This is a genomic window from Paenibacillus sp. GM1FR (assembly GCF_002803315.1).
GTDB classification, from domain to species: domain Bacteria; phylum Bacillota; class Bacilli; order Paenibacillales; family Paenibacillaceae; genus Paenibacillus; species Paenibacillus amylolyticus.
In genome coordinates this window covers 45793-71927 of the sequence record NZ_MKZL01000033.1, presented here as the reverse complement: position 1 = coordinate 71927, position 26135 = coordinate 45793, and the positions used below count along the sequence as shown (strand labels likewise).

Here is a 26135-nt window from a genome sequence, read left to right as displayed (position 1 = left end):
ACAAAAAGGAGGATACAGGAAACTGTATCCCCCATCCTCCACACAAAGTCCACCTTATTCTAGTCGGCGGTTGGAACCCGCAAGCCCTCAATCAGAATAAACAACGTAAGTGCTTGTCCATAACCCATCGGACTGATCGCTATATCTTTATAAAACTGAGCATCCTGCCCCACAGGTGTACCATAGGACACCTGCTGTACAACGCCGTTATCATCAATTTGTTTCAACACCGCTTCAAGCGCACTCAAGCCATTCTCGCGATAGGATTCATCCAGGTATCCATACCGAATTCCCTTGAGAATGCCGTATCCAATCGCTGCTGTTGCCGAGGTTTCTTTGTAAGAGGTTGGATCATCCAGCACAGTGTGCCACATGCCATCCTCACCTTGAAGCTTGCTCAGTGCTCTGACTTGAGCGGTTGCTGTATCCAACAGATATGCCTTTAGCCCGTCTTCGATCGGAATGATATTCAGGAAATCCATAACTCCCGCCGTATACCATGCATTGCCTCTTCCCCAATGAACAGCACCATAGTTATGATTTTCATTGAAATCCCAGCCATGATAGAACAATCCGGTTTTCTTGTTATATAGATATTTGATATGCACAAGGAACTGTCGTTTGGCTTCTTCCACCATGTCGGGTTTCTTGAAGTATACCCCTGCCTTGGCCAAAAATAGCACCGTCATAAACAGGGTATCAATCAGAATTTGACCATCATTGGCATCTCCCGTGATCATATGTTGAAACGCACCATCTCCGGTTCGCAGCAGTCCATCCATGATCCAACTGCTCCACTCCTCACAGACCTGTTCGTACTCCTTGTTTCCGGTCAGCTCGCATAATGAGATCAAAGTAAGGAGCGGAGCGCAGGTGTTCACATTTTTTTCCGGTAACCCTTCCATCAGCCTTGCATTATACCATGATTCCAGAAATTCTAGCACTTTGGGATCTTTCGTTGCCTCATGGAGCTGAAGCAAGCCATACAGACCGACACCTTGCGGCCATTCCCATAGATGTATGTCGATTAGTCCGATGGGAAACTGTTCATTGATGCTTGTGTTTTTCATAGACTCCATCGCTTGGGATACCTTGCTTATTCTCTCCTGTAGCACCATTTGATTCAGCATGTTGGTTATCACTCCCTTGGTTTCTTACACACGATTCAGCGCTCCATGTCCAGTAACTTCAGTTGTCCCTTCACTCCATAACCTTCGTGTATAATTTCCTCTTCTTTAATAAGAAAAGGCTTGTTCATTCCCCATTGAATTGGACCATATACCGGGTCTGTTAGAGTGAGAGTTAAAGCTTGATTATCGAATTGCGGGCTTGCAGAACGAACTTGGTTGATAAAAGCGTCAAATGACCCGAATTGCTGTTCGCTTCCTGCTCTTATAATCCAGGCGTTACGCAAGCCAGGTGAAATAAGCTCACGTTTTCTTGTCACCCCGCTGCTCTCCATACTCGTCCCGTTGGCCGCATATATAGCTGCATAACCCTTATCCAAACGGGCAAAGTGCCAGTTCTCATGCCTTACCCATTCCGTGAAGGAGTGAGTAGGAAAATAAGCATGTGTCCAGTCAGAATTGTGATCCGCAGGAATATCAAACATCATCAAAGCGATCCCCTCATGCTGAACAACATCGGGCAATATCCCATTCCCAGCCCAGAAGCAAGGTCGACCATCCCCATGCTTGTATATTTCTGCCGGATGATTCACCCAAATCAGCGCCTCAGGTGACAGAGATAAATGCTGGACATGCTCCTGATAACCTGGCTTGCCTGGACGAAAGCGAATGATTGAGGATAAGGAGTATTCCCTGGTCCGACAATGATAGAGCTTGGCATAACCTCCCTTGCCCTGCTGATTGGCGAACACCAACTGCTGATTGTCCCCGAGCAACAGATGCTCCTGATATTCTGCTGGAGGACTGTAATCGGATAAACTCAAGGCAACATTGCTTATTGAATAATTGTTTACATTGCCAACGCCATAAGCGATCCAGCACATTGAAGTGGTTCCTGCTGCATAACCACCCAGCAGTTCCTTCTCATAGCTGCGCCCAAACGTTGTGGACAAGACTCCTTGATGCATCTGAACAGTAATATAATAGAATAACAGGTCCATTGCCTTTTTGGCTTGCTGTCTGAGCTGTTCATTATGGGCAAATTCATAGATATGCAATAGCCCAACCGCATCAATCGGAATGTATGCACTTGAATTCCATTCTGCCAATCCTTCATCCAAAAAGCGCTCAAACCATAATGCAAGCCTCTGCTCTGCTTTTTGACGGTGTACTTCACCGGATTCACCACTGTTGCTGAACATTTCATCCCCAAACAGCTGTCCGGCTAACAGTTCATTGGTATGGAACAACAAGGCATGGTTCTCACTGAAGAACCACATCACATCATCGCCAGGTTCATCTATCCAATATCGATAGCCCAGAATGCTTGCTTTTACCCGATCCCAGAACGATTCACTGAACAGACCGCTATTTCGCTCATCTCTCCAAAGACGGAACAGTCCCACCAGATAGAAGTCACTGCAATCCTTCCGTTGCTCAATCCCTTCCACGCCCTCAAGCAAAATGTTCTCCGCTTCTTGCAGATTGCCTCCTGTTTTCAACATGGCGATGGCCTTATGAATATTGGGACTGCCCTTCTCGGCAATGCATCGCAGAGCCAAGGATTTGCGGGCTTCAATATCCGCAGCTTGCTGAGCTGCCTCATCATAGCTGGTATCATAGGATTGGCAGCCAAACTTCTTGGTTAGTACAATATTTGAAACTGAAATGGCCAGCGTGAAATATACGTAATGATGACCGAGTTGATTCGTATGTGCCAGGACCAGGTCCGTTTCCTTTTCGGCGATGTGTATCGTCTTATTTTCGGTGCCATCAAAAAAATTACCATACTGAATATCAACCTCTCTAACGATGTCCGGCAAGGGAAGCGGCAGCTTGAGCTTAATCTGCTCACCTCTGAAGAGATCCGAAGGAAAATAAGCCTGTTCGAGGGCTTCCTCTGCGGATTTTACAGACTCCGCCAAATGAGGAGCAATAGGCAGGGAAATCACCAATTCTTCGTCTCCCAGGTATTCCACCGCGAAAGCATACATCGTATCCCGCTCAGCCAGATCCTCCCAGCAGGCATAGATCTCATTGATTCCAGCTACAAGTTCAGCTTTAATAACGATTTCCTGCTCCTTGTTACGCGTGAGTGGTGCAAAGTCCGTTACCATTTCCCCATTCACCCACAACGTCAGACTGCCATAGGTCTTAATCCGCAAAGAGGCGGTATGAGCAGTCGGAGAAATGAGTCTTGTCGCCGCGTAACTGCGCAGATGTGTCGGTACAAACCAAAATCCTGATTGCTCCACCCGTGGATTATTCCAAGGTGAATACAGTGCCCAAGGCATTCCGTTCTCTTCTCCAACGAAATCGTCTCCCGGGCTAGGAAACTCGCTCCATTGATCAAAAAATCGGTTCACAGGCTGCGTTCTCCTATGTTCTACAAATTCCTTTCTGCATGGATTCTCATGAATGGCAAAACCGTCGATTAGCCAATCATTAATATCTCCCTCCATCGTTGTTGGAACAAAGGCAACAGGCTTTGTATATATGCCGCTGATCATCCAATGATTAATGACCTGATTGTGACCTAATTTCATAGGTTTATAATTCAAGGTATCCATCCCACTCCGGGTGGTATCTGACATTCAACTCATCCTTTCATTCCTGAAGTAATCATACCGCTGACAAAATACCGCTGGAAAACCATAAAAACAATCAGTACCGGAAGCATCGTGATGACGGACATCGCAAGCAAACTTCCCCAATCCACGTTGTATTCACCAATAAAATTAGAGAGCGCAAGCTGAATCGTATATTTCGATGGATCACTAATCGCAATTAATGGCCATACAAAATCATCCCATCTCCACATGAAGGAGAAGATTGCAAGCACCGCAAGAATCGGCTTCGCTATCGGAAGAATAATGCTCCAGTAAATTTTCCATTCGCCCGCTCCATCCATCCGGGCAGCTTCCAACAGCTCGTCCGGTACGGACAACAAATACTGCCGCATAAGGAACACACCTGTTGGGGTTGCTGCTGGCGGGATAATAATCGCGAGTAGGCTATTATACAACCCCAGTGCACTCAGCACTTTGAATATAGGGATCATAATTACCTCAATCGGAATCATGAGTGTTGAGACAAAAGCAATTAATATGATCGCGCTTCCGCGGAAGCGATATTTCGCCAATGCAAAACCTGCCATGGAGTTAATCAATAACAGTAGCAGCGTTGAGCTTACAGTTACGATCGTACTATTCATAAAATACAAGCCAAAATCGCCTTTACTGAATGCCTCCTTGAAATGCTCGAAGGTGATTGGCTGCGGCCATAACTTGGGAGGGAAGCTGTACAGATCGCTATTCGTTTTTAGAGAAGAAATCACGACCCACAGGACAGGCAGGAGCCACACCACTGCGGCAACACTTAACAGACTGTAGATGAAGATTTTGACCATAGGCTTCATTACCATTACGTAGCCCCTCCTTTCGATAGACGGAATTGCAGAGCCGAGAATCCACCAATAAGGATAAACAGTATCACCGACATGGCACTGGCCAGACCGAGCTCCTGTCTGTTAAAACCAATTTCATAAATATATTGAACAATATAGGTAGTATCTTTGCCCGGACCACCACCTGTAAGCGCAAACATAAGTGGAAATGCTTTGAACGCGTCAATCAGAGTCAGCATAACAACAAGCAAGCTTGTGGGCTTCAAAAGCGGGAGCGTGATATAGCGAAACACCTTTATTCCCGTTGCCCCGTCCAAGCGGGCAGCCTCATAATAATCCGTAGGTATAGCCTGCAAACCCGCGATAAAAATGACCATAAAAAAGCCTGCACGTGACCATACTGTCGCGATGATTACAGCCGTATTTGCCCAAAAGGAAGAGGTTAAAAAGCCGACAGGTTCCACACCAACCACGGTTAACAGATGATTCAAAATGCCAAATGAATCTCCGAAAATCCACTTCCAGGTCAATCCAACGATAATGTAAGAAATCATGGTCGGCCAGTAAAATACGGCCCTGAAGAACCCGCGCATTCTAATCTCGCGCGCAAGCAGCAAAGCAATGCCTAACGCTGCTGCATATATTAGCGGGACAACAATTGCTGCATAAATCCCCGTTCGTCCGATGGTCGACCAAAATTCCCGATCCCCTATAATTTTGATATAATTATCCAGCCCGTTGAATTTCATTGGGTTCAATCCATCATAGACATGGAAGGAATAATAGAGGCCCAATAAAGAGGGAAATACGATAAAAGTTCCAAAGATCAGGAGGTTGGGAAGTATAAACAGATAAGGAGCAATAACGAGCTTCCTGTTCTGTTTTGCCAGCGTATTTTTGTTTAATCGTTGTCCTTCACTCATCTGCTTGCCCCTTCCTTATGCGTTATTCGAAAGGGAGGCTTCACAGGAATCGGTAAGCCCCCGTATACGAATTAACCAAAGCGCTTTACGTTTATTGACTGCCAATAGCCTCGTTAATCAGCTTGGCTGTTCGATCCAATGCCTCCTGCGGAGTTGCCTTATCGGATAAAACCTCAACAATATTATTTTTCAGGTCCGTTGAAATTTTGGATATAATCGTCTGTCTGGACCAGTCATTAGCTGCAAGAGGCGAACTGTTCTTCAGTTCATCCGCGAAAATTTCAAACATTTCCTTGCCGAATTCATAATTCAATACAGAGCTGTCCTTGCGCGGACTCATAAACAATGATTCCTGGTTATATTTTGAATTCACTTCTTTGGACGTTAAGTATTCAATAAATTCTGCCGCCTCCTGCTCATATCCGCTGCCTTTGAATGCCATCAGAAACTTCCCGCCTGGCACTGAAGAACGTTGTGTTCCTTTTGGCATATAGGTGACTCCCCATTCAAAATCGGTGATATCCTTGTAATTGCTGATCATCCAGTTGCCAGCCCAGTGAGTAGCCACCGTCCCGGAACGGAACAGGTTGTTCGGATTTTCCCCTCCGAGCCATACGGATTCGGGCATGATCCCTTCTTGATGAAGCTGCTTGAACTGCTCCATGCTACGGATTCCGGCTTCACTGTTAATCGCTGCTGCAGTGCCATCCTCTGTTAAGATGCTTCCGCCATTCTGATACAAAAGAGTGGACCATCTATGCGGTGTGACATCCCATACCATGCCATAACGTGCTCCGCCTTTGTCCATAACCTCTTTTAACGCAGCTGTGTATTCATCCCACGTCCATACCTGGTCAGGAGAGGTCGGTACTTTGACACCAGCTTTATCAAATAAGGTTTTGTTATAAATAAGCCCATTCGCTGTAACATCCATAGGCGCCGCTACCAGCTTGTCATTAATAACATAATAAGGTTTAAGTGAGTCAATAAATTGATCCTCGAATTGGTCCGCATTGTCCACGTAAGGTGTCAGATCAACCGCCTGATTAGCAAATGATCCGGTATCCGTGACCCGGCTCAGGGCAGGTGGCTTTCCACCGGATAACATTGTTTTTAATTTGGTTTGGATATCCTTGAAGCCAACTTCAATCAGGTTGATTTTAACCTTGGTATTGGTCTGCTCATACTCTTTAATGATTTCCTTGATGACTTCTCCTTCTTTTCCGTCAGAGAACCACAGGAAATCCAGGGTTGTTTGTTTTGGATTAGCATTGGTACCTGAATTTCCGCAAGCAGTCAATACGATGAGTAACATGACCAATACCATGCTAGTGATGAGCTTAAACGTTGTTCTTTTTGTCATATCAACATCTCCTCGGAAGGGTCTAATGAATTTTGGCTTCGTTGAGCAATTCACTTTTACGGAATAACTGTGGTGATACACCCACATATTGTTTAAACGCCCTGCTAAAATATACAGGTGTGTTAAAACCTAACGTCTCAGATATGGACAAAATCGGTGCATCCGTAGACAGCAACAATTTTTTGGCCTCTGCAACTCTTTTCCGTATAACATAGTTGCTTATGGTATATCCCGTTGTCTCTTTGAAAGAATGACAAATGTAGTATTTATTCAAATGGAGTGTTTTGGACAGTTCATCCAATGAAACATTCTCCGTATAGTTCTGGTTTAAATAATGAAGAACCCGGCTTACGCTTGTCTGCTTCTGGGAAGAACATAAGATAGGATTGGCGGATTGCTCACTAGTTGTTTTCCGGTAAATCCGCAGTAGCAATTGGGTAAGACTTAATTTGACCATTGTTTTGTACCCTGTATTTCCTGCCCCCATCTCCTCCTTGATTCCCTTAAATATAGCTGTGATATACTCACGCTCCTCCGGAGGCCAATGCACCAATAACCCATTGGGATGACGGAATATGGACATCAGATTCTCTAACTGACTGACAGCAAGCATGTCCAAAAGCAATAATTCCGTGAAATTGACAAAACTTCGCTTGTACACCATTTCTCTTGAAGGATTGATTCGGTGGGGCACACCGCCTCTGAATATAAACATATCTCCAGGCAGCGGCTTATATATTCGGTCACCGATTAAAAAGGTTGCATCTCCTTGAATAAAATAATGTATCTCATACCCATTATGCGTATGAACAGGCCATTCATCCTGAAAATTATCTGCTTCTGATCGCACATAAACTTCATTTTCCTGCAAAGCAATATTCGTCGGGGTGTGTATGGTTAGCATCAGTAAAGATCTCCCTTCCCAGAATATAAAAAGCAATATAGTTTAATAATTTACAATGATAGCGCTTTACAATGAATTGTATCACAGTTATTTCGATCTAATCTGAACTATATTGCTGTATTGTTGATCACAATTGTTGAAAATGATTAGAATGGAATTCATAGGGATTCGAAGATGGAAACAAAAAAACCGCTGTCCAGCCCGTAGGCTATCACGCGGTCCATTAGCATTACCTTTCAAACCCATTCATCCCAATGGTTTTCAAGAAAAATGACTTCTTTCTCATAGTGGGCCAGATGACCCTCTTCGACCATCTTCATAAAAGCGACATCTCCATCAGCCGCACGATCAGTCAGTGTTTTACACATGAAACGGATACGGGATATGACCCAATCCTTCAAATCTGCTGGAACACTCAGCCCGTACGTTGCCATGAATAAGGCAATCCGTTCTTTTCGAACAGTTCCGTGCGCCTGACTGGTGTATGGCATTACACCTGTTCCATCCACCTCTGGTGAGAAATCTGCGAGTGGAACGGATGTATACAAGACATAGGCGATATCCCACATTCGCGGACCCGGACCCGCCATATCAAAATCAATAATGCCTTGAGGACGGCCATCCTTGTACACCACATTATACGGCGCAAAATCGTTATGACATACAACTTCATCTTCTGTTATGCCTGGATATCTGTTCGTTGAAACTGATGTTGTTGTAAATCCAACGGTCGCATCATGGTAACTTCTCAACAGTTTTGCGACTTCAATCAAAGATTCGTCTGACCACATATACTCTTCTAGATCAGGGTAGTCATTGCCTGGAACGATGCCTTCGAGGTAAGAGAGCGTTTCTCTCCCCTGTTCATCTATTCCCAGAAATCGAGGAGCTTGATCATAACCAACTTTTTCGAGATGTAAAAGCAGTTCAACCACATATGGATTTGGTTTCGTATGCCGTCGAACCGTCTCACCTATTCTGACGACCTGATTCACATTACCTCCCGATAACACTTCCTCCTGTTGGGCCACTTTCATCCCTCCTCAAGCTAAACTTCCTTGCTATACCCATGATTACGATTTTTCTTATAACTCCCGGGGAATCCCGCCACCAATAGTATGAATCCAACAAAAAACATGAAGTATACGAGTAAACCTGTTGGATGCTCGTTCATCTGAGCAAACTGGGGTACGTTCGTCCCTCCTGACGCATATCCTGCTTCTACTATAGCGACAGAGACTCGGATTGAAATTCTCTCCATCGTTGAAATAAACACACTGCCAAGCATGAGGACTACACCCAAAATCTTGTTGATATTATTCATTTCATGCCTCCTTGATTAACCGTCCACTTTTTATGAGGTTATCTACTTAATGTCTTTCGATTCTCTAGTCTATATTCCTGCATGTTATATTCACGGTCCGTTCTATATCATCATATCAAATAGCGGCGTCATCACTGACGCCGCTGTTGACGCTCTCTGTATAAGTTACGTTGCTACCACTTGGTGCAGATCCATACTATTTTCGAAAAAGGCTGACCGTTCAACATAATACAGATCATACATCTGTTCATTCAAATTAATCCGTTGATATACATTTGGATACACATCATTGGCTAACTTCACATAAGGCAGTTTTTGTACTGCTTTTCTGGATCTTATATTCTGCTTGCGTATCTTCATAAATACCGTTTCAATCCCATGTTCCAGAAACAATTCAACAAAAAAGGCTGATTTGGCTTTTTGGCTATACCCATTTCCAAAAAACGGTGAACCAATCCATGTGGCTAAAAAACCAGTTTGATGCTCAATATGATATAGATCAATGGTTCCAATAGGCTGCCCTGTTTCACTCAAAATCGTTCGGGAAATCACTGTCTTTTGCTCTTCTTCGACCATCAATTGTTTGGTCAGGAATAGATATTCTTCATACGATTGGCATGCATAACGAACGTAAGGAGAAACTGCGGGGTCCATCATTAAGCTGTACAGTGAATGGCATTCCTGCAAATCACGTTTTTTTAACATTCTGTCTACCACCTAGTCCTTTTAGTTCGCTATATCAAGCAAATTAAGTATATAAAAGCTATTGTGGGATTTAATGAATTCTGTATGTGGCTTATGTAAAATGCATTGGTAAATGTTGTTCATCTTCATCTCCGGTAGCACAAAAAAACGGCATGTCCCTTTTACAGGAACACGCCGTTTACACGGATACAGCCAGACAGTAATTTATTGCATACCTTGCATGATGGCATTAATGATATTTTGCTGCGTCACGGTTTTGTTTGAACGGTTAAACAATGCGAATCCATGTTGACCGTTATGCCCGTTATCCCAATAAACAGGAACCATTTTGTATTTTTTAGCTTTTGCGGTAACTGCATTTGCGTATGCAGCACGATATACATTGTTGCTGGAATCGTAGGACGTTTTATCAATAGAACCGAACTCACCAATCACTACAGGATAGCCCTGAGTCACAAATTTGTCGTACATGGACTTGAACTGCGATTCAAGATAATCCTCTTGGCCCCAAGTAGACTTCTTGGCAGGATTCGTAGAAGTTGCACCCCACTGTGTGATATTACCGTTTTCCTCACCTGCAAAATCCCACGGAGAGTAATAATGTGCCGAGATCATGATTCTCTTCTGCGAACTAGGAATAGCCGAGGATCTGTAATTATCTGTCGGAAGAGCAAAGCCATAATTACCAACAGTGTAGTCAATATTGGTATTCCAGCCTGGAATCAGCAACCATCTGGCATTGTTGTTACCTCCAGTCTGACGAACCGTATCCACGAAGATTTGATTGTATGCGTTCAGATTGGCGTAATACGCCGAGTTTGGATTGCCATAGTTACCATCAAATACTTCGTTCATGGATTCGAAAATAAGACGGTCATTGTAGTTGCTAAACTTGGTGGCAACCTGCTGCCACACCTTTTTATATTTTTCCTTAATGGCAGTCTGATTGCCACCATTCACGAGCAGCCATCCACCCTGTACGGAATTATACCCATCACCATGAATATTGATGATCACATACAGACCTTCATTGTACGCATAATCCACAACTTGCTGAATTCGATTCAGCCATGCCGCATTGATTGTATAATTGGGAGCGCTTCCAATGTTACTCAAATAGGAAACGGGAATACGAATGGATTTGAAGCCTGCCGCTTTTACCTTTTTGATTAACTCTGGAGTTACCGTAGGATTGCCCCAAGCTGTCTCATTCGGTGTACCGTTCACCGATGCTTCCAGCTGATTGCCGAGATTCCATCCTGCACCCATCTCAGACACGATTTGCGAAGCGTCCGCTGCTGATGCTTTAGCGCTCCATCCCGTAAAGGCTACCGCAGCCACTAATACCAGTGCCAAGCTGCTGATGCCAAATTTCTTCCATTTTTTGAACATAACCATACCTCCGCTTATTCTATTATTTTTAACAAGCAGTGCAGTTAATCTATCCATACAGATTGAATGATTCGAGAATACGTGCCTCCTCTCTCTATCGATCAAACAAATAAATTCTTCGTTCACCACCAACATAATAACACATTTATGGAAAATAAAGCGATATCTTTGTTGTTTTTTGTGACTATTTACTGCAAAATAATCCATCTATCCGTTTAAATGGATTGCTTGGATTTGTTCTCTATCAAAATCAATAATCATAATGTGATCGCGCAAAATATGATCTCCGCAAGATATTGTTGCGCCGTAATCGGCTATACTGTTAAATGTGATATCCACACGATAGACTTCAATCTCATTAAACCAATTCTGATGTACTTTTTCCTGAAGTTCATTCTCATAATAATCTCGAAAGACAGTCTCACAAGTTGAAAACCACTTAATGTAATCTTCTATTTTATGAACAATTGAATCTAACGGTGTATAAGTGGACACATATATTCGAAATTCATTTAAATCCTCATCCTGTATGCAATGTTTAAATAACTGCACAGTATTTTGCAGAGTGTAACACCGGTAACTCTCATCACTCTCTTCTTCAAGCTCAATGAATTCATTTAACAATATGATCTTGCTCCTCTCAATACATATTAAAATAGCTCATTTAACCACTTTACGAATTTTTCTTTCTCTTCAAACTGTGGGTAATGCGCTGACTCGTTGAATACAATGAAGTCTTTGATCGGTGCATCCAATACGTCAAAATAATCACGTGCTGCATTTGCAGTGGTCATATAATCATATTTACCCGTTACAAAATAGGTAGGAATCTCCAGATGATCAACAATATCAGGTAAATTTTGATCAAATGCTTCCCTCAGTAAGATGTCTTGTGAACTGAACATCCCTGAGTAAAAGCGAATCATATCCAGCCCATTGTATTCGGGATTAAAAAGGAATCCTGAAATATAATCTCTATTCTCATGGATGAGCCTGGCTGCACCACCGTACTTTTGCAACAAAATTCTAGGTGTAAGTTCCTTTCCTTGCTCGATCGAGCTGCGAATTAGCTCCAGTTTTTTAACATCATCTTCATTACCAGCTTGTTTCGCTTGCTCGTACGTGTACTCCAAACTTTCCAGTTCGCTCTGAAGTGTATTAGCCATCTGTCCAATGCCTATATAAGCGTGAAACTGAGTAGGTGCTTTAGCCGCAGCTTTCATCCCGATGTATGTACCAAATGAATGACCGATTAATATAACCTTCTCTTGACCTAACTCCTTAGATACATAATCCCTTAACGCTAACAAATCATCTACTAATACATCTGTTGTGAGATTCGAGTAATCTTCAAAAAAGTGATAGGACTTTCCACTCCCACGTTGATCGTAATGCACGACCGTGAAGTGTTGCTCAAGCTCTTTCTGATACTTCCTTACGTATGGAATCTCCGAGCATCCCGGCCCGCCATGCACAAAAATCAGGATAGGGTTAGTCCGATCAACACCCCTGATCATGACTTCATGTCCTGTACCGTTAATTTCGACCTGCTCTAACATGCTGATGCTGTTTTCACCTTTAATTTTGGGTGTCCATGTGGGAAATATCAGAGCTACTATAACCATTAAAATAATACTAAGTATGCTGTATTTGAGTGTTTTACGTATTTTTTTGCGCATGTAATGCTCCTTAAATAATAAGTTTCATTTGTAATTCTACCAACGGTTCCTTTATCGTAACGGATACAACAATTCAACGGGTTCTATCATCAGCTCTTCTTGGAAGATGTAATTGTGATCGGCTCCTACGATACGTATGAATGGTGCCAAGTATCCCAACCGTTGTCATGTGCCCAGCTCCTTTATCATGTGTATATCTTTCGGCTCTTTGTCATAGAGTTCTTGATCAATCTCACTTGCAATCTGACTGCCCTGGCTTCTATAAAAGGATACCGCTGATTTCGTCTCTGTGGAGGAGATATACAGATACTGTGCACCACGTTTCTTAGCCTCTTCACCTAACTCGTTTAGAATACGTTTTCCAACGCCTTGTCTTCTGTACCCGCGTGAGACATACATCAAGTCAACTTGTAATTGATTTCGTTCTTTTCCTCTATATTGATGTGCCAGTACTCCAAATCCGATGAATTGATCGCCAGCAAACGCACCATATGCCATGCCACCTTGTTCTAATTCGTACACATATCGATTTTGAATCTCTTTCAAAAGCATCTCATCCCAGTTTGAGCATTCATGATTTTGTTCAAGTTCAACCAATCGGTTCTCTCTCATTTCATAAATGAGATCAATATGTTCCGAGCGATCTATTTCCTGCAGCTGATTCATATCATCAAGGGTCAACGTTCTATACGTTATCATGGTCATTGCCATCTCTCCTCTCCATGTTATTTCTAAGATCCTATGGCTTTATTGATCGAAGTCTGTATTTATCAAAGACCCTTTTATCGTACAAAATAGTGTATTCCTTGTTCTCTTCAATTAGTTTTGACATATCCATTGGAACGGCTATTGTTCTTTCAAGATTATTAAAATTAATTACAGTCATTTCATTTTCACTAATCTTTTGAACAGTAACTGCTTCAAAAATTGAAGTTCGAAAGGAATTCCATAACAAAATTAAAATCAATAAAAGTAATAGTGACATGATGAGTCCCTTATTCTTATTCACTAGTTCTTTTCATCTCCTTTAGTTTCAAAACAGAGTTCCTCCAACTAAAACTAGCTTATTTTAATTTCAGGTAACTCATTCAAATGATTTATTTCGATAGTGTATTTCTTAAGCTTATGGTTCTCAAGTCCATCCCATCTGTCTGAGAAACGATAAAACATATCTCCGAAGTTCATCCCTTCAGGTAATACATCCACAAGCTTTATTTCATCGATTTCAGACTCCGGTAAGCTCTCCAACAATTTAACCTCAGCATAAGAAACCATACCAAAGCTCCCATTCCATTCATATACACCATAAGGTATTAATTCGAAATGTACTGCCCCTGTCTCTTCATAGAGTTCTCGACTTGCCGTGTGTAAAATGGTTTCCCCTATTTCTTTGTTGCCTCCTGGGATCTCCCAACCTCCTCTTTTCCTATTTTTTATAATGATGAATTTATTATTGTATTTAGCGATCACAACTGCAAATTTGATTAACTCCGGATCAAGTTCATCTAGATCAAACCAGTGGCTCATGTTATCTCTCCCATAAACAACTATTCTTTCAATATATAATTGTTAAACCATTGAAGTGGTAACAAGCTATCATCGGATATAATCGTTGTGAATACCGCAATCAATCCTCGCTTTTGGTTAACAAAGATATATTGCCCTCTGAAATGTTGAGTCTATCATTTTATTTCCAACCTGTAGATCACTTCATCATCTGAATTGGTTCTATTCTCACTAATGAAAGACATACTGTTATACAAATTCTGTGCTATTTCGTTATCACGTTCAACCGTTAATGAAATAACCTTGCATACCGGATGCTGTTTCGTAATGTAATCTAGAATGGCTCTTATAGCGCGCTTTCCCATTCCTTTGCCTTGATAGGATTGATCGATTTGAAAACCACCAATCCAGTAATTATCTGTACTATCTGGCGTATAACTTAGATAAAAGAAACCAAATACCTTCCCATCAATCTCAAGTACGTAAGGATCAAATGCTTCATCCCACGGTTTTATATAGGCGTAAGCGATCCCCTCAATAACAGATGGAACTAATGAGACTTGGTGTTCATACAAAGAGATCTTCAGCGCCTCTTCCCAATTCTCTCGTGTGACTGGTTGTATTCTTATATTCACCACTGCATCTCCTCTTTCGACAATCCTTGTTTGATTCTAAAGTTCTTTTCAATTTCACTTACAACCACTTCCAAATGATGTTCAATCAACTGTATCGCTTGTTTTTTATTCTTCGTGATTGTTGCAGTCTTATGGTTTTTGTTAATTGTACATATAACTTCTTCTATATTATATTGATGGTTCCATTTCACAATCATCTTGCATAAGTTCTTGAATGACTGCTTGTAATTCCACGGTTGCAAACCCATTCTGGACAATACAAACCTTTTTATAATCCGATAATCTCTAATGAAAACATTTGGAGCTAATACAAAAATCAAATCCGCTTCCTGGATGGACGCTATTGTCCAATCTTTGCAATGTACTCCTTCTATGATCCAAGCTTCTGAACTGACAATAGACTGGACTGATTCATCCCTAACATGTTCAGGATATCTCAGATTTTCGGCACTTCTGTCCCAGATGAGATTGTCTAATTCATAGCAAGGAATACCGTATTTATCCGACAATTCTTTGGCTAATGTTGATTTCCCACTACCGCAAGATCCAATAATTCGTATTCTCATACATATTCTTTCTTCAGAAATGCATAGATAACATTATCAACAAAGCGATTTTTCCAATAATAATGTTCTTTCAATATGCCTTCTTCACTGAACCCAATTTTCTCAAGTAACTTCCTTGATCCCGCGTTCTCTGGTTCGACAAATGCTTCAATTCTGTTTAATTCAAGGTTCTTGAATCCATATTCAACGATTTTCTGAGTTACCTCGGTCATGTAACCCTGCCGCCAGAACTCTGGTGCTAACTCATATCCCAACACAGCTTTATGATGTTGTTTCATCCAACCATGAAATCCGCATGTTCCAATAATTCTGTTATCCGATTTCAAAGCAATTCCCCAGCGGATGACCTGACCATTTTCGAATCGTTCAGTCCATCTTTGTATGAGTTCTTCTGCTTGTTTTGTATTCTTAAAACTTTCTACATCGTAGAATCTTGTAACTTCATCTGAAGAAAAAATATGAAATATGTCTTGGGAATCACTCTGTTTAATCTCTCTTAACAGCAGTCCTTTGGTTTCTAGTTCAGGAAATGGAGTCATATTCACTTCACCTCAATCGAGTATACTGCTACATTTTTCCCAATTATATCTACGTTCTTCTCGTGTTTCATGCCATTCTTTTGCGCGACTTTCATAGAACCCACATTGCCATGTTGAATTAAAGATATTAATCTTTTCTGCTTCAAGTGATCCATGCCATATTCTTTCCACGCTTTTGCTTGTTCATATCCGTAACCCATTCCCCAGTATTGCTCTATAACCCAGTAACCAACTTCAAGCTCATCATTGCCTTCAATGATTTGAAGAATCAGTCCAGAGGTTCCAATTAACTTGTTATCCTCTTTATTAAATGCGAGGAACAGCCCTTTATCATCTTTATTCCAGTTGATGAACTTTTCCAGGCTTTGCATGGTTTCTTCCTTGGTCCAGGGTCCTCCATGTCTTATAAATTTCATCATATTTGGCTCACGTGTCATCTCAAAAAGTAAATCAAAATCATTTTTGGTATATTTCCGAAATATAAGTCGTTCTGTCTCCATCTTTCTCTCAACTCCTTCTTCATTCACTTCAAAATCGTTTGTTCGCGCTCTACTGTCGATGTGAAAAACACTTGCCTAATGTCTTCTCGAAATACTTCTTTATACCGATGTCTTCCAATCTGATCAAACCGGGCTTGAACTCGCTTTACGTGTTCTGTATCTGATTTTATCTTTTTCTCAATTTCTTCGTATCGTTCAAGAGTATCGTATTCCCACATCGCAAAAATTTCGCTAGTTTCATCATCGATTGGTGTGTGCCATCTCCCAATAAGTCTTGATCCGTATTTCAATTGGGATGGCAGCAAAATATCATTAAATAGAGCATTAAACTCATCTACAAAAGAAGTCGCAATAATATAGGTTTTTCTCCGATATATCATCATCTGTACCTCCTTATGAGTAATAGAAGCTATACACCTATCTCGTCACGATTCCCGATGTAATTTTCATGTTCGGAGCATAGGTTAACCAAGTTGATAATATCTACTAAATTTTCAATCTTCCGTACACGTTGAACCAAAAACAAAAATTCAAGATAATCATCGTTATAGTAAAGCCACCGCATATTTCTCAGATATTCAATTTGGTCATCCCAATAGTAATCAGACAAGGCAATTCCCCTGCTTCATAAATATGTAATCGTATTCATAAACATTCAAATATCATAGGGAAACGGACTAGAGCGTGTCTTCAAACTCAGGCAAGTAAACAGTGATGGGTGCCAGCTTACCGTCCGAAAATTGCTGAAGTTCAGAGTGACTGATGCTGGCGAATCGCCAGGCGATTTTCTAAGGAACACAGGACATCTTATTCGGCCTTCACGTCCTCTTTTAAAATTGTAAGGAACATGAGACATCTTATTTTCCAAAATAATCTGACAAAAACGCTACAAAAGGCTATTTTTTCTGGTATAGCGTGACTCAGATTCCTTAGATTTCGGAGGGCGTTTCAAATTCCCGAATAAGACGTGTCAGGTTCGTTAGCGTTTAATCCCTAACACTAAACTCAACGCTATACTAATGCATATCAACGTATGCATGGGATGGTCTATCAAACCTTAGCAGTTAATCCCATGTTCCTTTATCACCAAACCGATAGTTTAGTCCTCGTATCATTCTCATCCGTTATATATTCGAGAGATTCAAATCCCTGTCTATTTATATGATTATATAATTCATCGACTTTCTCTAAATCTTTAAAATAAACCGTGACGTAGGTACTATCGATTACAAGAAGAACCATCTGACACTCACTCTCCACATAATCTTCATAGGTGATTACATCTGTTATTTGGCTGCCTTTTGGAAATGCTTTTAAATTCGAAAATATTAAATAATACTCGTTGTTATCAATGATCTTCTGTAATTCTTCTCCATTCATACCCATAATCATATCCGGAAAAAGATCATTTCCTAACGTATCATCAACAACGAAATAGGAATCCTCCTCACCAATAAACCAATCGAAATTAGATACTTCCATTGGTTTTAAAATCTCCCCAAGAAAGCGACCATAGGCATTTGGTATTTCAAAACGTATTCCTCTGTTCATCTGTTCACCCTCTTATCATTTTCAATTCGAAGCACAATAACAGTGCAGTTATTTCACCCGATACTTCTCATTATTTATAATTCCACTTACTATTTCAGGTAATTGTGCTTCTGTAAAATGATTAGTATACAGCTTGTTATCTACTCTCAGATCCGGATGATTTTCAAACTCATCCAGCAGAATTATACTTCTTTCTTTCATTTGATATTCTTCTGCTCTTAGACGGTCTCTACGAATAATGGTTTGACGATCAACCATTAATACAACATAGATTATGCCAACATGATAGTCTGCCAATTCTGTCATTAATCCATCAATGTCTTCCGGAAGGGCCACATAGTCCAGAACAACATCGTATTTATAATCCAATAAGTTTTTCACCAGACTAGATATATTTTTCCAAGTTAAGTCGTTTGTATCCTTATCAAGCCAGGGTTTACCTCGCCCTTTGACCGGAAAGTGACTAACCGTATCTCCAGAAATGTAGGCACTTTTATCTAAAGTCTGAACTAGCAGCTTGGAAGTTGTAGATTTCCCTACTCCAGGGGGTCCAGATATAATATACAGGTTTCTACTCATTTCGTATTCTCCTTACAATATCTTTTGGAAACTTCCAATATCCAGTTTTCTATCGAATTTATATCCAATCTCTTTAAACAGAGCACATTGTTCATAACCATTTCTCTCAAATAAGGATTTACTTCTTGTATTCTCCATGCAAATCGTCGCAATTAACGAATGGAATCCTTGTTCTTTTGCAATCTTCTCAATAAAACGTAGTGCTTGTTTCCCCAAGCCTTTTCCCAAAATATCGGGCTTCAAATATATGGTGACTTCACCACAAATGTCATATGCCTGTTTACTCTTATACTGGGTGATCAGAACATAACCCATCATTTGATTGTTTTCAAGAATTACATAAGTTTTATACCGCGTATCCTTGTTCATCACTGAGGATTTAATCTGATCAATATCTAATTCCTCCGTATGAAACGAAATCGTTGTATTCATTACATAATAGTTATAAATCTCTCTAATTTCAGGGAGGTGCTGTTCGGTTACCTCTTCAAAAGTCACTGTCGTCAATTAGGTTCCATCCTCTTCTGTTCATTTCTTCATCATATGTATGAAATACCGCGTCTAGATTTAATTCACCGTAAATATGAGGATATTCCCTGCCTTCATTATACAGATCTTCCCATATAGCTTCTGACTTTATTTTAGAATCCCATTAATCAACGCGGCTTCCCACTCTTTTCTTAAGAGTACATGTACAATCATCATCCTAAAATCCTCCTTAATCAAAAATGATAATTATTTGGATAGGACCTTCCTCAATATGAGTTCTATGATTTCACTAGTCTCCAGATGATCGGTAATAATGCGAGTTTGAAATTTTTCATCTTTGAAAGCTTCAACACACTTTGGTGCTTGTTGATACTGCCAGCCTCCATACTCATCTCCACGTTTAGCCAAACGATGATAAATCGTCTCTTCTGTAGCCGTAAGGCAAAAATGATGAATGTCCTGATCGATCTCTTTCAACCCGTTATAGATGTAATGAAAGTTTTCCTCTTTATAGATGGTCATGGGGATAATTAAGTGTCTGTTGTATTTCTGCTTTACTTCTTTTGCCGTCTTTACGGTTAAAATTTTCCATAAATCGATATCTTGAAAATCATCCGTACGTTCCCTTTCCTCTCTACAATTCTCCGGAAGAAGTTTTCTCAGCATATATCCTATTTCTTCAGGATCGTAGATCATGCTGTTTGCAAGTAAGGGCTGAAGTGCTTCAGCTGCAGAAGTTTTTCCCGAACCAAACGCTCCGTTAATCATGATAATCATTTGATCCTTTCACTCCCATTCAATGAAATTTTTCAATAGAAACAATTCTTCTCATATACAATTTCATCCATTATAAATGTTTTCCTTCCACTTTTGTGTTACAAAATGGCAAAAAACATGATGAAAACCCATTGGGTCAACCCAACGGGATTTCATTATAGTGCATTATTTTTCAATCAACCTTAGCTTGTTAATGTATTTCCAAGTAATCGATATATATATCCCATGTCCCATCATCGGCTGTTACAACCAACTCAATGACCTGATTTCCCGTCCCATGGCTGATATTATTCAGGGTATAAACCGCTGGAGCGCTTCCGCCAAAGTAAAAGGTTCCCTTCGTCTGTCCGCCAATCTTCAAATCAACTCTAGCCATGTTGGCATTGTTTGAAGCTCCACGAAGCGAGAAATTATGAGTGCTCGTTGCAAAATTCTGAGTGTATTTAACCAAATCATTGTTGGCATAAAGGACCACACCATTGAAAGGAGAACTGATATTGCCGGTGTATTGTCCACCTTTGATCATGTTCTCAGCTTCCACTTTTGTTCCGTTACTCGGGGGATTGGTAGTGCTATTATCGGGTGCGACTGCCCGACCGGTAGTTGATGAGATCATCCCGGAGCAAAGGCCGCGATTCTTCAGATTTTGTGCAATCTGCGGAATGGCCTGAAGTGTCGTCTGGTACTGATCATGCATTAGTATGACGTCACCACTTTTCATCGTATTCACAGCTGCTACAATCTGGGTTGCGCTGGCACCATTCCAGTCTTGGGAATCTACGTTCCACAGTACTTCCTTCAGACCGTTTTGGCTCACAACGGATTTCAAGGTCGCATTTGTCGCACCGTAAGGAGGTCTGAACAGTTTAGGTGAACTTCCGGTAATAGACTGGATCGTCTGTTGTGTCCGAGTAATCTCTGACGACATCTGAGAACTGTTCAATGTAGTCATGTTTGGATGTGTATAGGAATGATTGCCAATCCACATACCAGCTGCTACTTGTGCAGAAACCAGAGATTTATTATTTTGTGCATTTTGTCCAACATTGAACATCGTTGCCCGTAAGCCAGCCTGCTTCAACGCGTTAAGCATGTTTGTTGTATTTCCAGATGGGCCATCATCAAACGTCAGACCTACATAACCATTCGGACAACTTGCATCTGCAGCACGAGCATCAGGCACCCCCGGAATAGAAAACAAGGTACCGAAAAGTGCGAGAGATATTACCGCCTTTGCCAGCTTAACTTTGAACATAAAATTACCTCCTCATAATATATTCACAGCATACTACCTTCTACACTCCCTCTCTTTATCGAACTCTCACCCCTCGAAAAAAGCGCTTTCAAAAGTATGTAATCCGCTACGTCCTTTCTCATAGAGAAGAGCTTTTAGTTCAAGGTGAGTTCAGTATAAACGATAAGTTTATTTAAAGTAAATTGAATTTAATCCAAAATATTCTATTTTTTTCACGAATTCTAGAATCGCCTGTTGTACATCTCCCGTCTAGCACTCTCCTGTGTAAAAATGTCCTCCGGGGGCACCATGCGCTTCGGGAGTGTACGCCCTGCAATAATTTCTTTTGTAGCCTGCATAAGCTGAGGACCAAGCAGCGGGTTACATTCCACCACAGCGTTGATTTTCCCACTCGCCAGAATTTCAAGTGCTTTGCGGGAGCCGTCCACCGAGACAATGATAATGTCCTCTCCCGGCTTCAGCCCAACTTCTTCTATCGCTTGTATAGCGCCAAAAGCCATTTCATCATTATGGGCAAAAAGAACCTGCGGCCGTTTGTCTTCCGGGACCTGAAGGAATTCTTTCATGACTTGTTTCCCATTGTCCTCCGTAAAATCGGCAGGAGCACTTTGTGAGAAGATGATATCTGCTCTGGTTTCGAAAATGCTTCTAAATCCCTCGCCACGCTGGATAGAGGGTGTAGAACCACTCGTGCCTTGCAGTTCGGCAATCCGTATCAAACCCGGATGATTTCGCATCCGATCCTGAATGTACTTCCCAGCCTTCACACCTTCCTCATAAAAGTCCGATCCAATCGTTGTCACAAAAAGTGAAGTGTCTTTGACATCAACTGACCGGTCTACGATAATCACGGGTATACCTGCATCCCTGGCCTCCTGAAGGATAGCATCCCAGCCCGATTCCACGACCGGTGCAATGGCAATCACATCCACCTTTTGCCTGATGAACGACCGAACAGCCTCGAACTGTTTCGTCTGAGACTGTTCTGCATTTTTTATTACAAGGGAGATTCCCGATTCAGCCGCAGCATTCCGAATAGACGTGGAGTTTGCCAAACGCCAGGCACTCTCTCTGCCCAGTTGTGAAAAACCCAAGACAATCGGTTTCGTAGAGGTATCCCTTGCTACTGCTGATTCCATCCATTCCTCAACGGAGGGAAGAGTTTCGAAGTTGTTAGACGAGATGGGAGGAGGAACAGATTCAGACTCAGGGGTTGTGCAGCCGACAAGCAGCAGTAGAATGAACAAACACAACCAGTTCACATGTCTTCTCACTCACGTATTCCCCCATCTCCATGTTACGCTCAGCATTCAGCAATGCAGAGCGCATATTGTTATATCATTGTTTCGGTATCCGTGTTCAATATCATTTAATTCGATCAACTTAATGCAGTGATTTCGAGGATACTCGCCGCCCGCTAAGAAGTCGCTGGAACAAAATAAAAACAAACAGCATCAGGCCAATCACAATCTTGGTCCACCATGAGCTGAGCGTACCTTCGAAGCTAATTATAGTTTGGATAGCCCCCTGGATCAATACACCAATAAAGGTTCCCGCCACATATCCTACACCACCTGTTAACAAGGTGCCTCCTATTACAACAGCGGCAATGGTATCGAGTTCAAGACCCATGGCGTGTAATCCATAACCGGATAACATATAGAAGGTAAAGACAACACCGGCAAGCGCGGAGCACAAACCGCTGAACGTGTACACCAGGATTTTGGTACGTGCAACCGGCAGTCCCATGAGCAACGCGGATTGCTCGCTTCCGCCGATGGCGTAAACGTTGCGCCCAAACCGGGTGTAATGTGCCAGGTAGATCGCGAGCAGTACAATGACCAGAGCAATAATCACATTAATGGAGACAAAGCTGCCCCCTGGCAGGGAAATCTTCGCCTGCGCAACCTGTGTGTAAAATGGATTCGTAATGGTAATGGTATCGAGACTGATGACATAACACAGCCCCCGCGCCAAAAACATGCCTGCCAGTGTCACGATGAAAGGCTGAATTTTAAAATAGTGGATGATCGCCCCCATGACTGTGCCAAACAACGCACCCATGACAAGCACCATAGGTATAACGATCGCAGGCGACCATCCTTGCTTCTCGACCAGACTTGCGCTAATGATGGTCGTTAGCGCAATGACAGATCCTACCGACAGGTCGATTCCTCCCGATACAATCACAAAAGTCATGCCAATTGCCGTGATAATCAGAAATGCGTTATCAATGAGAAGATTAAGCAGTACCTGTGTGGAAAAGAACCCCGTATACCGGAAAGAGCCTATGGCAAACATCACGGCCAGCAAACCGAAGGTGACAAAGACCGGGAGATACTTACGATTAAGAAACATGGCGGTTAACCCCCTGTTCGGCTGGAAACTTCCGTTTTTTCCAACGGATCACCATGGAATTGCGGAATGAATCGGATTGAATCAAACAAACGGCCAGTACAACAAAGGCTTTGACAACCAACGTAACTTCTGGCGGGACTCCAATCATATAGATCGTCGTTGTTAAGGTTTGGATAATGAGTGCTCCAACGACGGTACCCATTAGATAGAAACGACCACCATTGAGCGAGGTACCCCCGATGACTACAGCAAGAATGGCATCAAGTTCATACCACAGACCTGCGTTATTGCCATCCGCACTGGATACATTCGAGCTGAGAATAAGCCCGGCAATGCCGGCACACAGACCACAGAAGACATATACCGTAAGAATAACCGTTTTTGAACGAATACCTGCCAGTTGGCTCGCGTTTGCGTTACTTCCAACCGATTCGATAAACAGTCCCAGTGCCGTTTTTCTCGTCAACAATGAGGCAACTAGCAGCACAGTTAATACGATGAAGATGGAAAAAGGCAATGCTGCAAGCGAACCTGCCCCGATATAGGCGTAATTCGCGTTGGATACAGTAATAATCTGTCCACTCGTAATCAATTGCGCAATCCCACGTCCAGCTACCATCAGAATAAGCGTTGCAATAATGGGCTGGATTCGGGCAACCGAAACCAGCGCCCCGTTCCATATGCCCAAGATCAGTGAGAGACCTATAGATAATCCAAGTGCACCCAACACAAGCCAGAGCGAACTCTGATCCACTCCTCTGCTGATGCTCATACAAGCCACGGCACCGGAGATCGCTACAATGGAGCCCACGGACAAATCGATACCTCCGGTCGCAATCACCAGTGTCATACCGATCGATACCAGAATTAAGGGCGCTCCAAAATTGAGAATATCAATCAAGCTGCCATACAGATTCCCTTCACGCATGACGAGGGAGAAGAAATCCGGAGAGTACAGCAAATTAAAGATTAAAAGTAAACCAAGCATACATAACGGCCAAAACAAATGATGTTTACGCATCTTGCCCGCCATCTCTTTAACCTCCTGCCATTGCTTTCATGATTTGCTGTTGATGGATCTGATCCCCGCTAAGTTCTTGCACTTTTTTGCGGTCCCGGATTACGGCAATCCGGTGGCTGACACGAATCACTTCTTCCAGCTCGGACGAAATGAACAGCACGGCCATGCCCTGCTTCGACAGAGAGAGCACCAACTTCTGTATCTCAGTCTTTGCACCGATATCAATTCCACGCGTAGGTTCATCAAGAATCAACAGATCGGGGTTCATCAGCAGCCACCGTGCAAGCAACACCTTTTGCTGATTACCGCCGCTCAGATTTTTAATTAAATGCTCCGGGTTTTTCGGATGGATATTTAACAGGTTGATGTACTTTTCGGCGATCTCATCCTGTTTCTTGCGTGAGATGGGTTTGGACCAGCCTCGTGTCGCTTGTAAAGCCAGAATAATGTTCTCCCGAATAGTCAAATCATCGATTATGCCTTCGGTTTTACGGTTCTCGGAGCAAAAAGCAATATTCTGATCAATTGCATGACGCGGCGACTTGACCGTACTTCCTGTATCTACTACGAGCAGCTTGCCTACATCTGAACGATCTGCACCAAAGAAAAGGCGAGCGATCTCGGTACGACCAGACCCCAATAACCCAGCCAAGCCCACGACTTCTCCTTTGCGAATGTCCAGATCAAATGGCTCAATTGCTCCTTTGCGTCCAAGTGCCTTAGCGGTAATTAACAGTTCTCCCGACTCCGCCTGGGCAGCATCCGCTTCCTTCGGAAGCTCCTCAAGCACCTCGAGTTCCTTGCCGATCATCTTGAGAACCAGTTCCATGCGTGGAAGTTCTGCGGCTATGTACTCTCCTTCCAATTCCCCGTTACGGAGCACCGTTAGACGATCCGACATTTCGTATACCTGATCAAGAAAATGAGTAACAAAAAGAATTGCGAGACCTTCACTCTTTAATTTGTGCATAATACGAAACAGTTGCTGAACCTCGTTTTTGTCCAGACTGGATGTGGGTTCATCCAATATGAGCACTTTTGCCGAGATGCTGAGTGCTCTTGCAATTGCAATCAGTTGTTGCATCGCGACCGAATAGGTCTGTAAAGGGGCCTTAACGTCGATGGACAGATGTAATCTATCTCGCAGAAGGTTCTCCGCATCTTTGTTCATTTGCTTCCAATTGATTTTGCCAAATCGCATCGGCTCCCGACCGATGAAAATATTCTCTGCAACCGTTAAGTTTGGACAGAGATTGACCTCTTGGTAAACGGTACTGATTCCCGCCTTTTGCGCTTCAAGCGGACCGGAGATCGAAAGATCCCGGTTATCCATGGTTACCGTTCCTTCGTCAATGGAATAAACGCCGGTCAGAACTTTAATAAGCGTCGACTTCCCCGCTCCGTTCTCACCCATCAAGGCATGAATCTCGCCCGGAAACAAGCGAAAGCTGACGCTGGATAGCGCTTTAACCCCGGGAAATTGTTTGGTGATGCCTGTCATTTGCAAAATGGGTGCTTGCTCGGCCATATAACCCT

Annotated in this window: 29 protein-coding genes; all 29 read right to left on the bottom strand. The window is 42.3% G+C overall.

Annotated elements, in window-relative coordinates:
* Nucleotides 1-59: 59 nt before the first annotated feature.
* The 29 genes from bglB to PAEAM_RS20370 all read right to left on the bottom strand — a co-directional run bounded on the left by bglB (nucleotide 60) and on the right by PAEAM_RS20370 (nucleotide 26127).
* Complete coding sequence (gene bglB, locus PAEAM_RS20515; RefSeq protein WP_100528779.1) at nucleotides 60-1130, bottom strand: beta-galactosidase BglB; 1071 nt, start codon at nucleotides 1128-1130, stop codon at nucleotides 60-62.
* Between the two features lie 35 nt (nucleotides 1131-1165).
* Nucleotides 1166-3673 (bottom strand): hypothetical protein, encoded by a 2508-nt coding sequence (locus tag PAEAM_RS20510; RefSeq protein WP_243391416.1) that lies wholly within the window; start codon nucleotides 3671-3673, stop codon nucleotides 1166-1168.
* Nucleotides 3674-3726: 53 nt separating this feature from the next.
* Nucleotides 3727-4551 (bottom strand): carbohydrate ABC transporter permease, encoded by an 825-nt coding sequence (locus PAEAM_RS20505; RefSeq protein WP_036609056.1) that lies wholly within the window; start codon nucleotides 4549-4551, stop codon nucleotides 3727-3729.
* Nucleotides 4551-5456 carry a carbohydrate ABC transporter permease gene (locus tag PAEAM_RS20500; protein WP_074094691.1) on the bottom strand — a complete coding sequence of 302 codons (906 nt, stop codon included), beginning with the start codon at nucleotides 5454-5456 and terminating at the stop codon, nucleotides 4551-4553. Before PAEAM_RS20500 ends, PAEAM_RS20505 begins: the two co-directional genes overlap by 1 nt.
* 91 nt (nucleotides 5457-5547) lie before the next feature.
* Nucleotides 5548-6819 carry an ABC transporter substrate-binding protein gene (locus PAEAM_RS20495; protein WP_074094690.1) on the bottom strand — a complete coding sequence of 424 codons (1272 nt, stop codon included), beginning with the start codon at nucleotides 6817-6819 and terminating at the stop codon, nucleotides 5548-5550.
* A 22-nt stretch (nucleotides 6820-6841) separates the two neighbouring features.
* A complete protein-coding gene (locus tag PAEAM_RS20490; RefSeq protein ID WP_036609061.1) occupies nucleotides 6842-7723 on the bottom strand; it encodes an AraC family transcriptional regulator in 882 nt (293 codons plus the stop codon).
* 236 nt (nucleotides 7724-7959) lie between these two features.
* Complete coding sequence (locus PAEAM_RS20485; RefSeq protein WP_347707895.1) at nucleotides 7960-8760, bottom strand: phosphotransferase; 801 nt, start codon at nucleotides 8758-8760, stop codon at nucleotides 7960-7962.
* A gap of 11 nt (nucleotides 8761-8771) precedes the next feature.
* Complete coding sequence (locus PAEAM_RS20480) at nucleotides 8772-9047, bottom strand: hypothetical protein (protein ID WP_036670517.1); 276 nt, start codon at nucleotides 9045-9047, stop codon at nucleotides 8772-8774.
* A 165-nt stretch (nucleotides 9048-9212) separates the two neighbouring features.
* On the bottom strand, nucleotides 9213-9752 hold the full coding sequence (locus PAEAM_RS20475) for a GNAT family N-acetyltransferase (protein ID WP_100528776.1): 540 nt from the start codon (nucleotides 9750-9752) through the stop codon (nucleotides 9213-9215).
* A 204-nt stretch (nucleotides 9753-9956) separates the two neighbouring features.
* Entirely contained in the window at nucleotides 9957-11144 is a 1188-nt protein-coding gene (locus PAEAM_RS20470) for a glycoside hydrolase family 5 protein (protein WP_100528775.1), read from the bottom strand.
* Between the two features lie 207 nt (nucleotides 11145-11351).
* Nucleotides 11352-11768 (bottom strand): hypothetical protein, encoded by a 417-nt coding sequence (locus PAEAM_RS20465; protein ID WP_100528774.1) that lies wholly within the window; start codon nucleotides 11766-11768, stop codon nucleotides 11352-11354.
* 26 nt (nucleotides 11769-11794) lie between these two features.
* The gene (locus PAEAM_RS20460; RefSeq protein WP_100528773.1) at nucleotides 11795-12823 is read right to left on the bottom strand and encodes an alpha/beta fold hydrolase; all 1029 of its coding nucleotides are present in this window, start codon (nucleotides 12821-12823) and stop codon (nucleotides 11795-11797) included.
* A gap of 165 nt (nucleotides 12824-12988) precedes the next feature.
* Nucleotides 12989-13528: a GNAT family N-acetyltransferase gene (locus tag PAEAM_RS20455; protein WP_347707894.1), complete on the bottom strand. Its 540-nt coding sequence runs from the start codon at nucleotides 13526-13528 to the stop codon at nucleotides 12989-12991.
* 354 nt (nucleotides 13529-13882) lie between these two features.
* Nucleotides 13883-14350: an NUDIX domain-containing protein gene (locus PAEAM_RS20445; RefSeq protein ID WP_084650137.1), complete on the bottom strand. Its 468-nt coding sequence runs from the start codon at nucleotides 14348-14350 to the stop codon at nucleotides 13883-13885.
* A gap of 155 nt (nucleotides 14351-14505) precedes the next feature.
* Nucleotides 14506-14964 (bottom strand): GNAT family N-acetyltransferase, encoded by a 459-nt coding sequence (locus tag PAEAM_RS20440; protein WP_100528772.1) that lies wholly within the window; start codon nucleotides 14962-14964, stop codon nucleotides 14506-14508.
* On the bottom strand, nucleotides 14961-15530 hold the full coding sequence (locus PAEAM_RS20435; protein WP_100528771.1) for a P-loop NTPase family protein: 570 nt from the start codon (nucleotides 15528-15530) through the stop codon (nucleotides 14961-14963). The genes PAEAM_RS20440 and PAEAM_RS20435 overlap by 4 nt, the downstream gene beginning before the upstream one ends.
* On the bottom strand, nucleotides 15527-16069 hold the full coding sequence (locus PAEAM_RS20430; protein ID WP_100528770.1) for a GNAT family N-acetyltransferase: 543 nt from the start codon (nucleotides 16067-16069) through the stop codon (nucleotides 15527-15529). Before PAEAM_RS20430 ends, PAEAM_RS20435 begins: the two co-directional genes overlap by 4 nt.
* A gap of 2 nt (nucleotides 16070-16071) precedes the next feature.
* Entirely contained in the window at nucleotides 16072-16569 is a 498-nt protein-coding gene (locus tag PAEAM_RS20425) for a GNAT family N-acetyltransferase (RefSeq protein ID WP_100528769.1), read from the bottom strand.
* A 23-nt stretch (nucleotides 16570-16592) separates the two neighbouring features.
* A complete protein-coding gene (locus PAEAM_RS20420; RefSeq protein WP_100528768.1) occupies nucleotides 16593-16949 on the bottom strand; it encodes an NIPSNAP family protein in 357 nt (118 codons plus the stop codon).
* A gap of 703 nt (nucleotides 16950-17652) precedes the next feature.
* Complete coding sequence (locus tag PAEAM_RS20410) at nucleotides 17653-18120, bottom strand: DUF2691 family protein (RefSeq protein WP_100528767.1); 468 nt, start codon at nucleotides 18118-18120, stop codon at nucleotides 17653-17655.
* A 48-nt stretch (nucleotides 18121-18168) separates the two neighbouring features.
* Complete coding sequence (locus PAEAM_RS20405) at nucleotides 18169-18699, bottom strand: P-loop nucleotide/nucleoside kinase family protein (protein ID WP_100528766.1); 531 nt, start codon at nucleotides 18697-18699, stop codon at nucleotides 18169-18171.
* A 12-nt stretch (nucleotides 18700-18711) separates the two neighbouring features.
* Complete coding sequence (locus tag PAEAM_RS20400) at nucleotides 18712-19197, bottom strand: GNAT family N-acetyltransferase (protein WP_243391414.1); 486 nt, start codon at nucleotides 19195-19197, stop codon at nucleotides 18712-18714.
* Nucleotides 19187-19339, bottom strand: coding sequence for a DUF952 domain-containing protein (locus tag PAEAM_RS32640; RefSeq protein ID WP_353957571.1), 153 nt, complete (start codon nucleotides 19337-19339; stop codon nucleotides 19187-19189). The genes PAEAM_RS20400 and PAEAM_RS32640 overlap by 11 nt, the downstream gene beginning before the upstream one ends.
* Nucleotides 19340-19434: 95 nt before the next feature.
* On the bottom strand, nucleotides 19435-19965 hold the full coding sequence (locus PAEAM_RS20395) for an AAA family ATPase (protein WP_100528764.1): 531 nt from the start codon (nucleotides 19963-19965) through the stop codon (nucleotides 19435-19437).
* Between the two features lie 190 nt (nucleotides 19966-20155).
* Nucleotides 20156-21220 (bottom strand): polysaccharide deacetylase family protein, encoded by a 1065-nt coding sequence (locus PAEAM_RS20390; protein WP_100528763.1) that lies wholly within the window; start codon nucleotides 21218-21220, stop codon nucleotides 20156-20158.
* A gap of 221 nt (nucleotides 21221-21441) precedes the next feature.
* Nucleotides 21442-22494: an ABC transporter substrate-binding protein gene (locus PAEAM_RS20385; RefSeq protein ID WP_100528762.1), complete on the bottom strand. Its 1053-nt coding sequence runs from the start codon at nucleotides 22492-22494 to the stop codon at nucleotides 21442-21444.
* Between the two features lie 109 nt (nucleotides 22495-22603).
* Nucleotides 22604-23578 (bottom strand): galactofuranose ABC transporter, permease protein YjfF, encoded by a 975-nt coding sequence (gene yjfF / locus PAEAM_RS20380; RefSeq protein ID WP_017689006.1) that lies wholly within the window; start codon nucleotides 23576-23578, stop codon nucleotides 22604-22606.
* The gene (locus tag PAEAM_RS20375) at nucleotides 23568-24611 is read right to left on the bottom strand and encodes an ABC transporter permease (protein WP_083657362.1); all 1044 of its coding nucleotides are present in this window, start codon (nucleotides 24609-24611) and stop codon (nucleotides 23568-23570) included. The genes yjfF and PAEAM_RS20375 overlap by 11 nt, the downstream gene beginning before the upstream one ends.
* A gap of 4 nt (nucleotides 24612-24615) precedes the next feature.
* Nucleotides 24616-26127, bottom strand: coding sequence for a sugar ABC transporter ATP-binding protein (locus PAEAM_RS20370; protein ID WP_100528761.1), 1512 nt, complete (start codon nucleotides 26125-26127; stop codon nucleotides 24616-24618).
* Nucleotides 26128-26135: the final 8 nt, after the last annotated feature.

Excerpts from the sequence above, each read along its gene's own strand:
- PAEAM_RS20480 (WP_036670517.1), bottom strand. The coding sequence starts at position 9,047 with ATGAATAATATCAACAAGATTTTGGGTGTAGTCCTCATGCTTGGCAGT.
- PAEAM_RS20430 (WP_100528770.1), bottom strand. The coding sequence starts at position 16,069 with ATGACTCCATTTCCTGAACTAGAAACCAAAGGACTGCTGTTAAGAGAG.
- PAEAM_RS20370 (WP_100528761.1), bottom strand. The coding sequence starts at position 26,127 with ATGGCCGAGCAAGCACCCATTTTGCAAATGACAGGCATCACCAAACAA.
- PAEAM_RS20390 (WP_100528763.1), bottom strand. The coding sequence starts at position 21,220 with ATGTTCAAAGTTAAGCTGGCAAAGGCGGTAATATCTCTCGCACTTTTC.
- PAEAM_RS20485 (WP_347707895.1), bottom strand. The coding sequence starts at position 8,760 with ATGAAAGTGGCCCAACAGGAGGAAGTGTTATCGGGAGGTAATGTGAAT.
- PAEAM_RS20420 (WP_100528768.1), bottom strand. The coding sequence starts at position 16,949 with ATGATATATCGGAGAAAAACCTATATTATTGCGACTTCTTTTGTAGAT.
- PAEAM_RS20495 (WP_074094690.1), bottom strand. The coding sequence starts at position 6,819 with ATGACAAAAAGAACAACGTTTAAGCTCATCACTAGCATGGTATTGGTC.
- PAEAM_RS20510 (WP_243391416.1), bottom strand. The coding sequence starts at position 3,673 with ATGAAATTAGGTCACAATCAGGTCATTAATCATTGGATGATCAGCGGC.
- PAEAM_RS20410 (WP_100528767.1), bottom strand. The coding sequence starts at position 18,120 with ATGAACAGAGGAATACGTTTTGAAATACCAAATGCCTATGGTCGCTTT.
- PAEAM_RS20435 (WP_100528771.1), bottom strand. The coding sequence starts at position 15,530 with ATGAGAATACGAATTATTGGATCTTGCGGTAGTGGGAAATCAACATTA.
- PAEAM_RS20490 (WP_036609061.1), bottom strand. The coding sequence starts at position 7,723 with ATGCTAACCATACACACCCCGACGAATATTGCTTTGCAGGAAAATGAA.
- PAEAM_RS20505 (WP_036609056.1), bottom strand. The coding sequence starts at position 4,551 with ATGGTAATGAAGCCTATGGTCAAAATCTTCATCTACAGTCTGTTAAGT.
- PAEAM_RS20405 (WP_100528766.1), bottom strand. The coding sequence starts at position 18,699 with ATGAGTAGAAACCTGTATATTATATCTGGACCCCCTGGAGTAGGGAAA.
- PAEAM_RS20455 (WP_347707894.1), bottom strand. The coding sequence starts at position 13,528 with ATGACCATGATAACGTATAGAACGTTGACCCTTGATGATATGAATCAG.
- bglB (WP_100528779.1), bottom strand. The coding sequence starts at position 1,130 with ATGCTGAATCAAATGGTGCTACAGGAGAGAATAAGCAAGGTATCCCAA.
- PAEAM_RS20470 (WP_100528775.1), bottom strand. The coding sequence starts at position 11,144 with ATGTTCAAAAAATGGAAGAAATTTGGCATCAGCAGCTTGGCACTGGTA.
- yjfF (WP_017689006.1), bottom strand. The coding sequence starts at position 23,578 with ATGTTTCTTAATCGTAAGTATCTCCCGGTCTTTGTCACCTTCGGTTTG.
- PAEAM_RS20500 (WP_074094691.1), bottom strand. The coding sequence starts at position 5,456 with ATGAGTGAAGGACAACGATTAAACAAAAATACGCTGGCAAAACAGAAC.
- PAEAM_RS20460 (WP_100528773.1), bottom strand. The coding sequence starts at position 12,823 with ATGCGCAAAAAAATACGTAAAACACTCAAATACAGCATACTTAGTATT.
- PAEAM_RS20375 (WP_083657362.1), bottom strand. The coding sequence starts at position 24,611 with ATGGCGGGCAAGATGCGTAAACATCATTTGTTTTGGCCGTTATGTATG.
- PAEAM_RS20475 (WP_100528776.1), bottom strand. The coding sequence starts at position 9,752 with ATGTTAAAAAAACGTGATTTGCAGGAATGCCATTCACTGTACAGCTTA.
- PAEAM_RS20425 (WP_100528769.1), bottom strand. The coding sequence starts at position 16,569 with ATGGAGACAGAACGACTTATATTTCGGAAATATACCAAAAATGATTTT.
- PAEAM_RS20395 (WP_100528764.1), bottom strand. The coding sequence starts at position 19,965 with ATGATTATCATGATTAACGGAGCGTTTGGTTCGGGAAAAACTTCTGCA.
- PAEAM_RS20445 (WP_084650137.1), bottom strand. The coding sequence starts at position 14,350 with ATGAGCCACTGGTTTGATCTAGATGAACTTGATCCGGAGTTAATCAAA.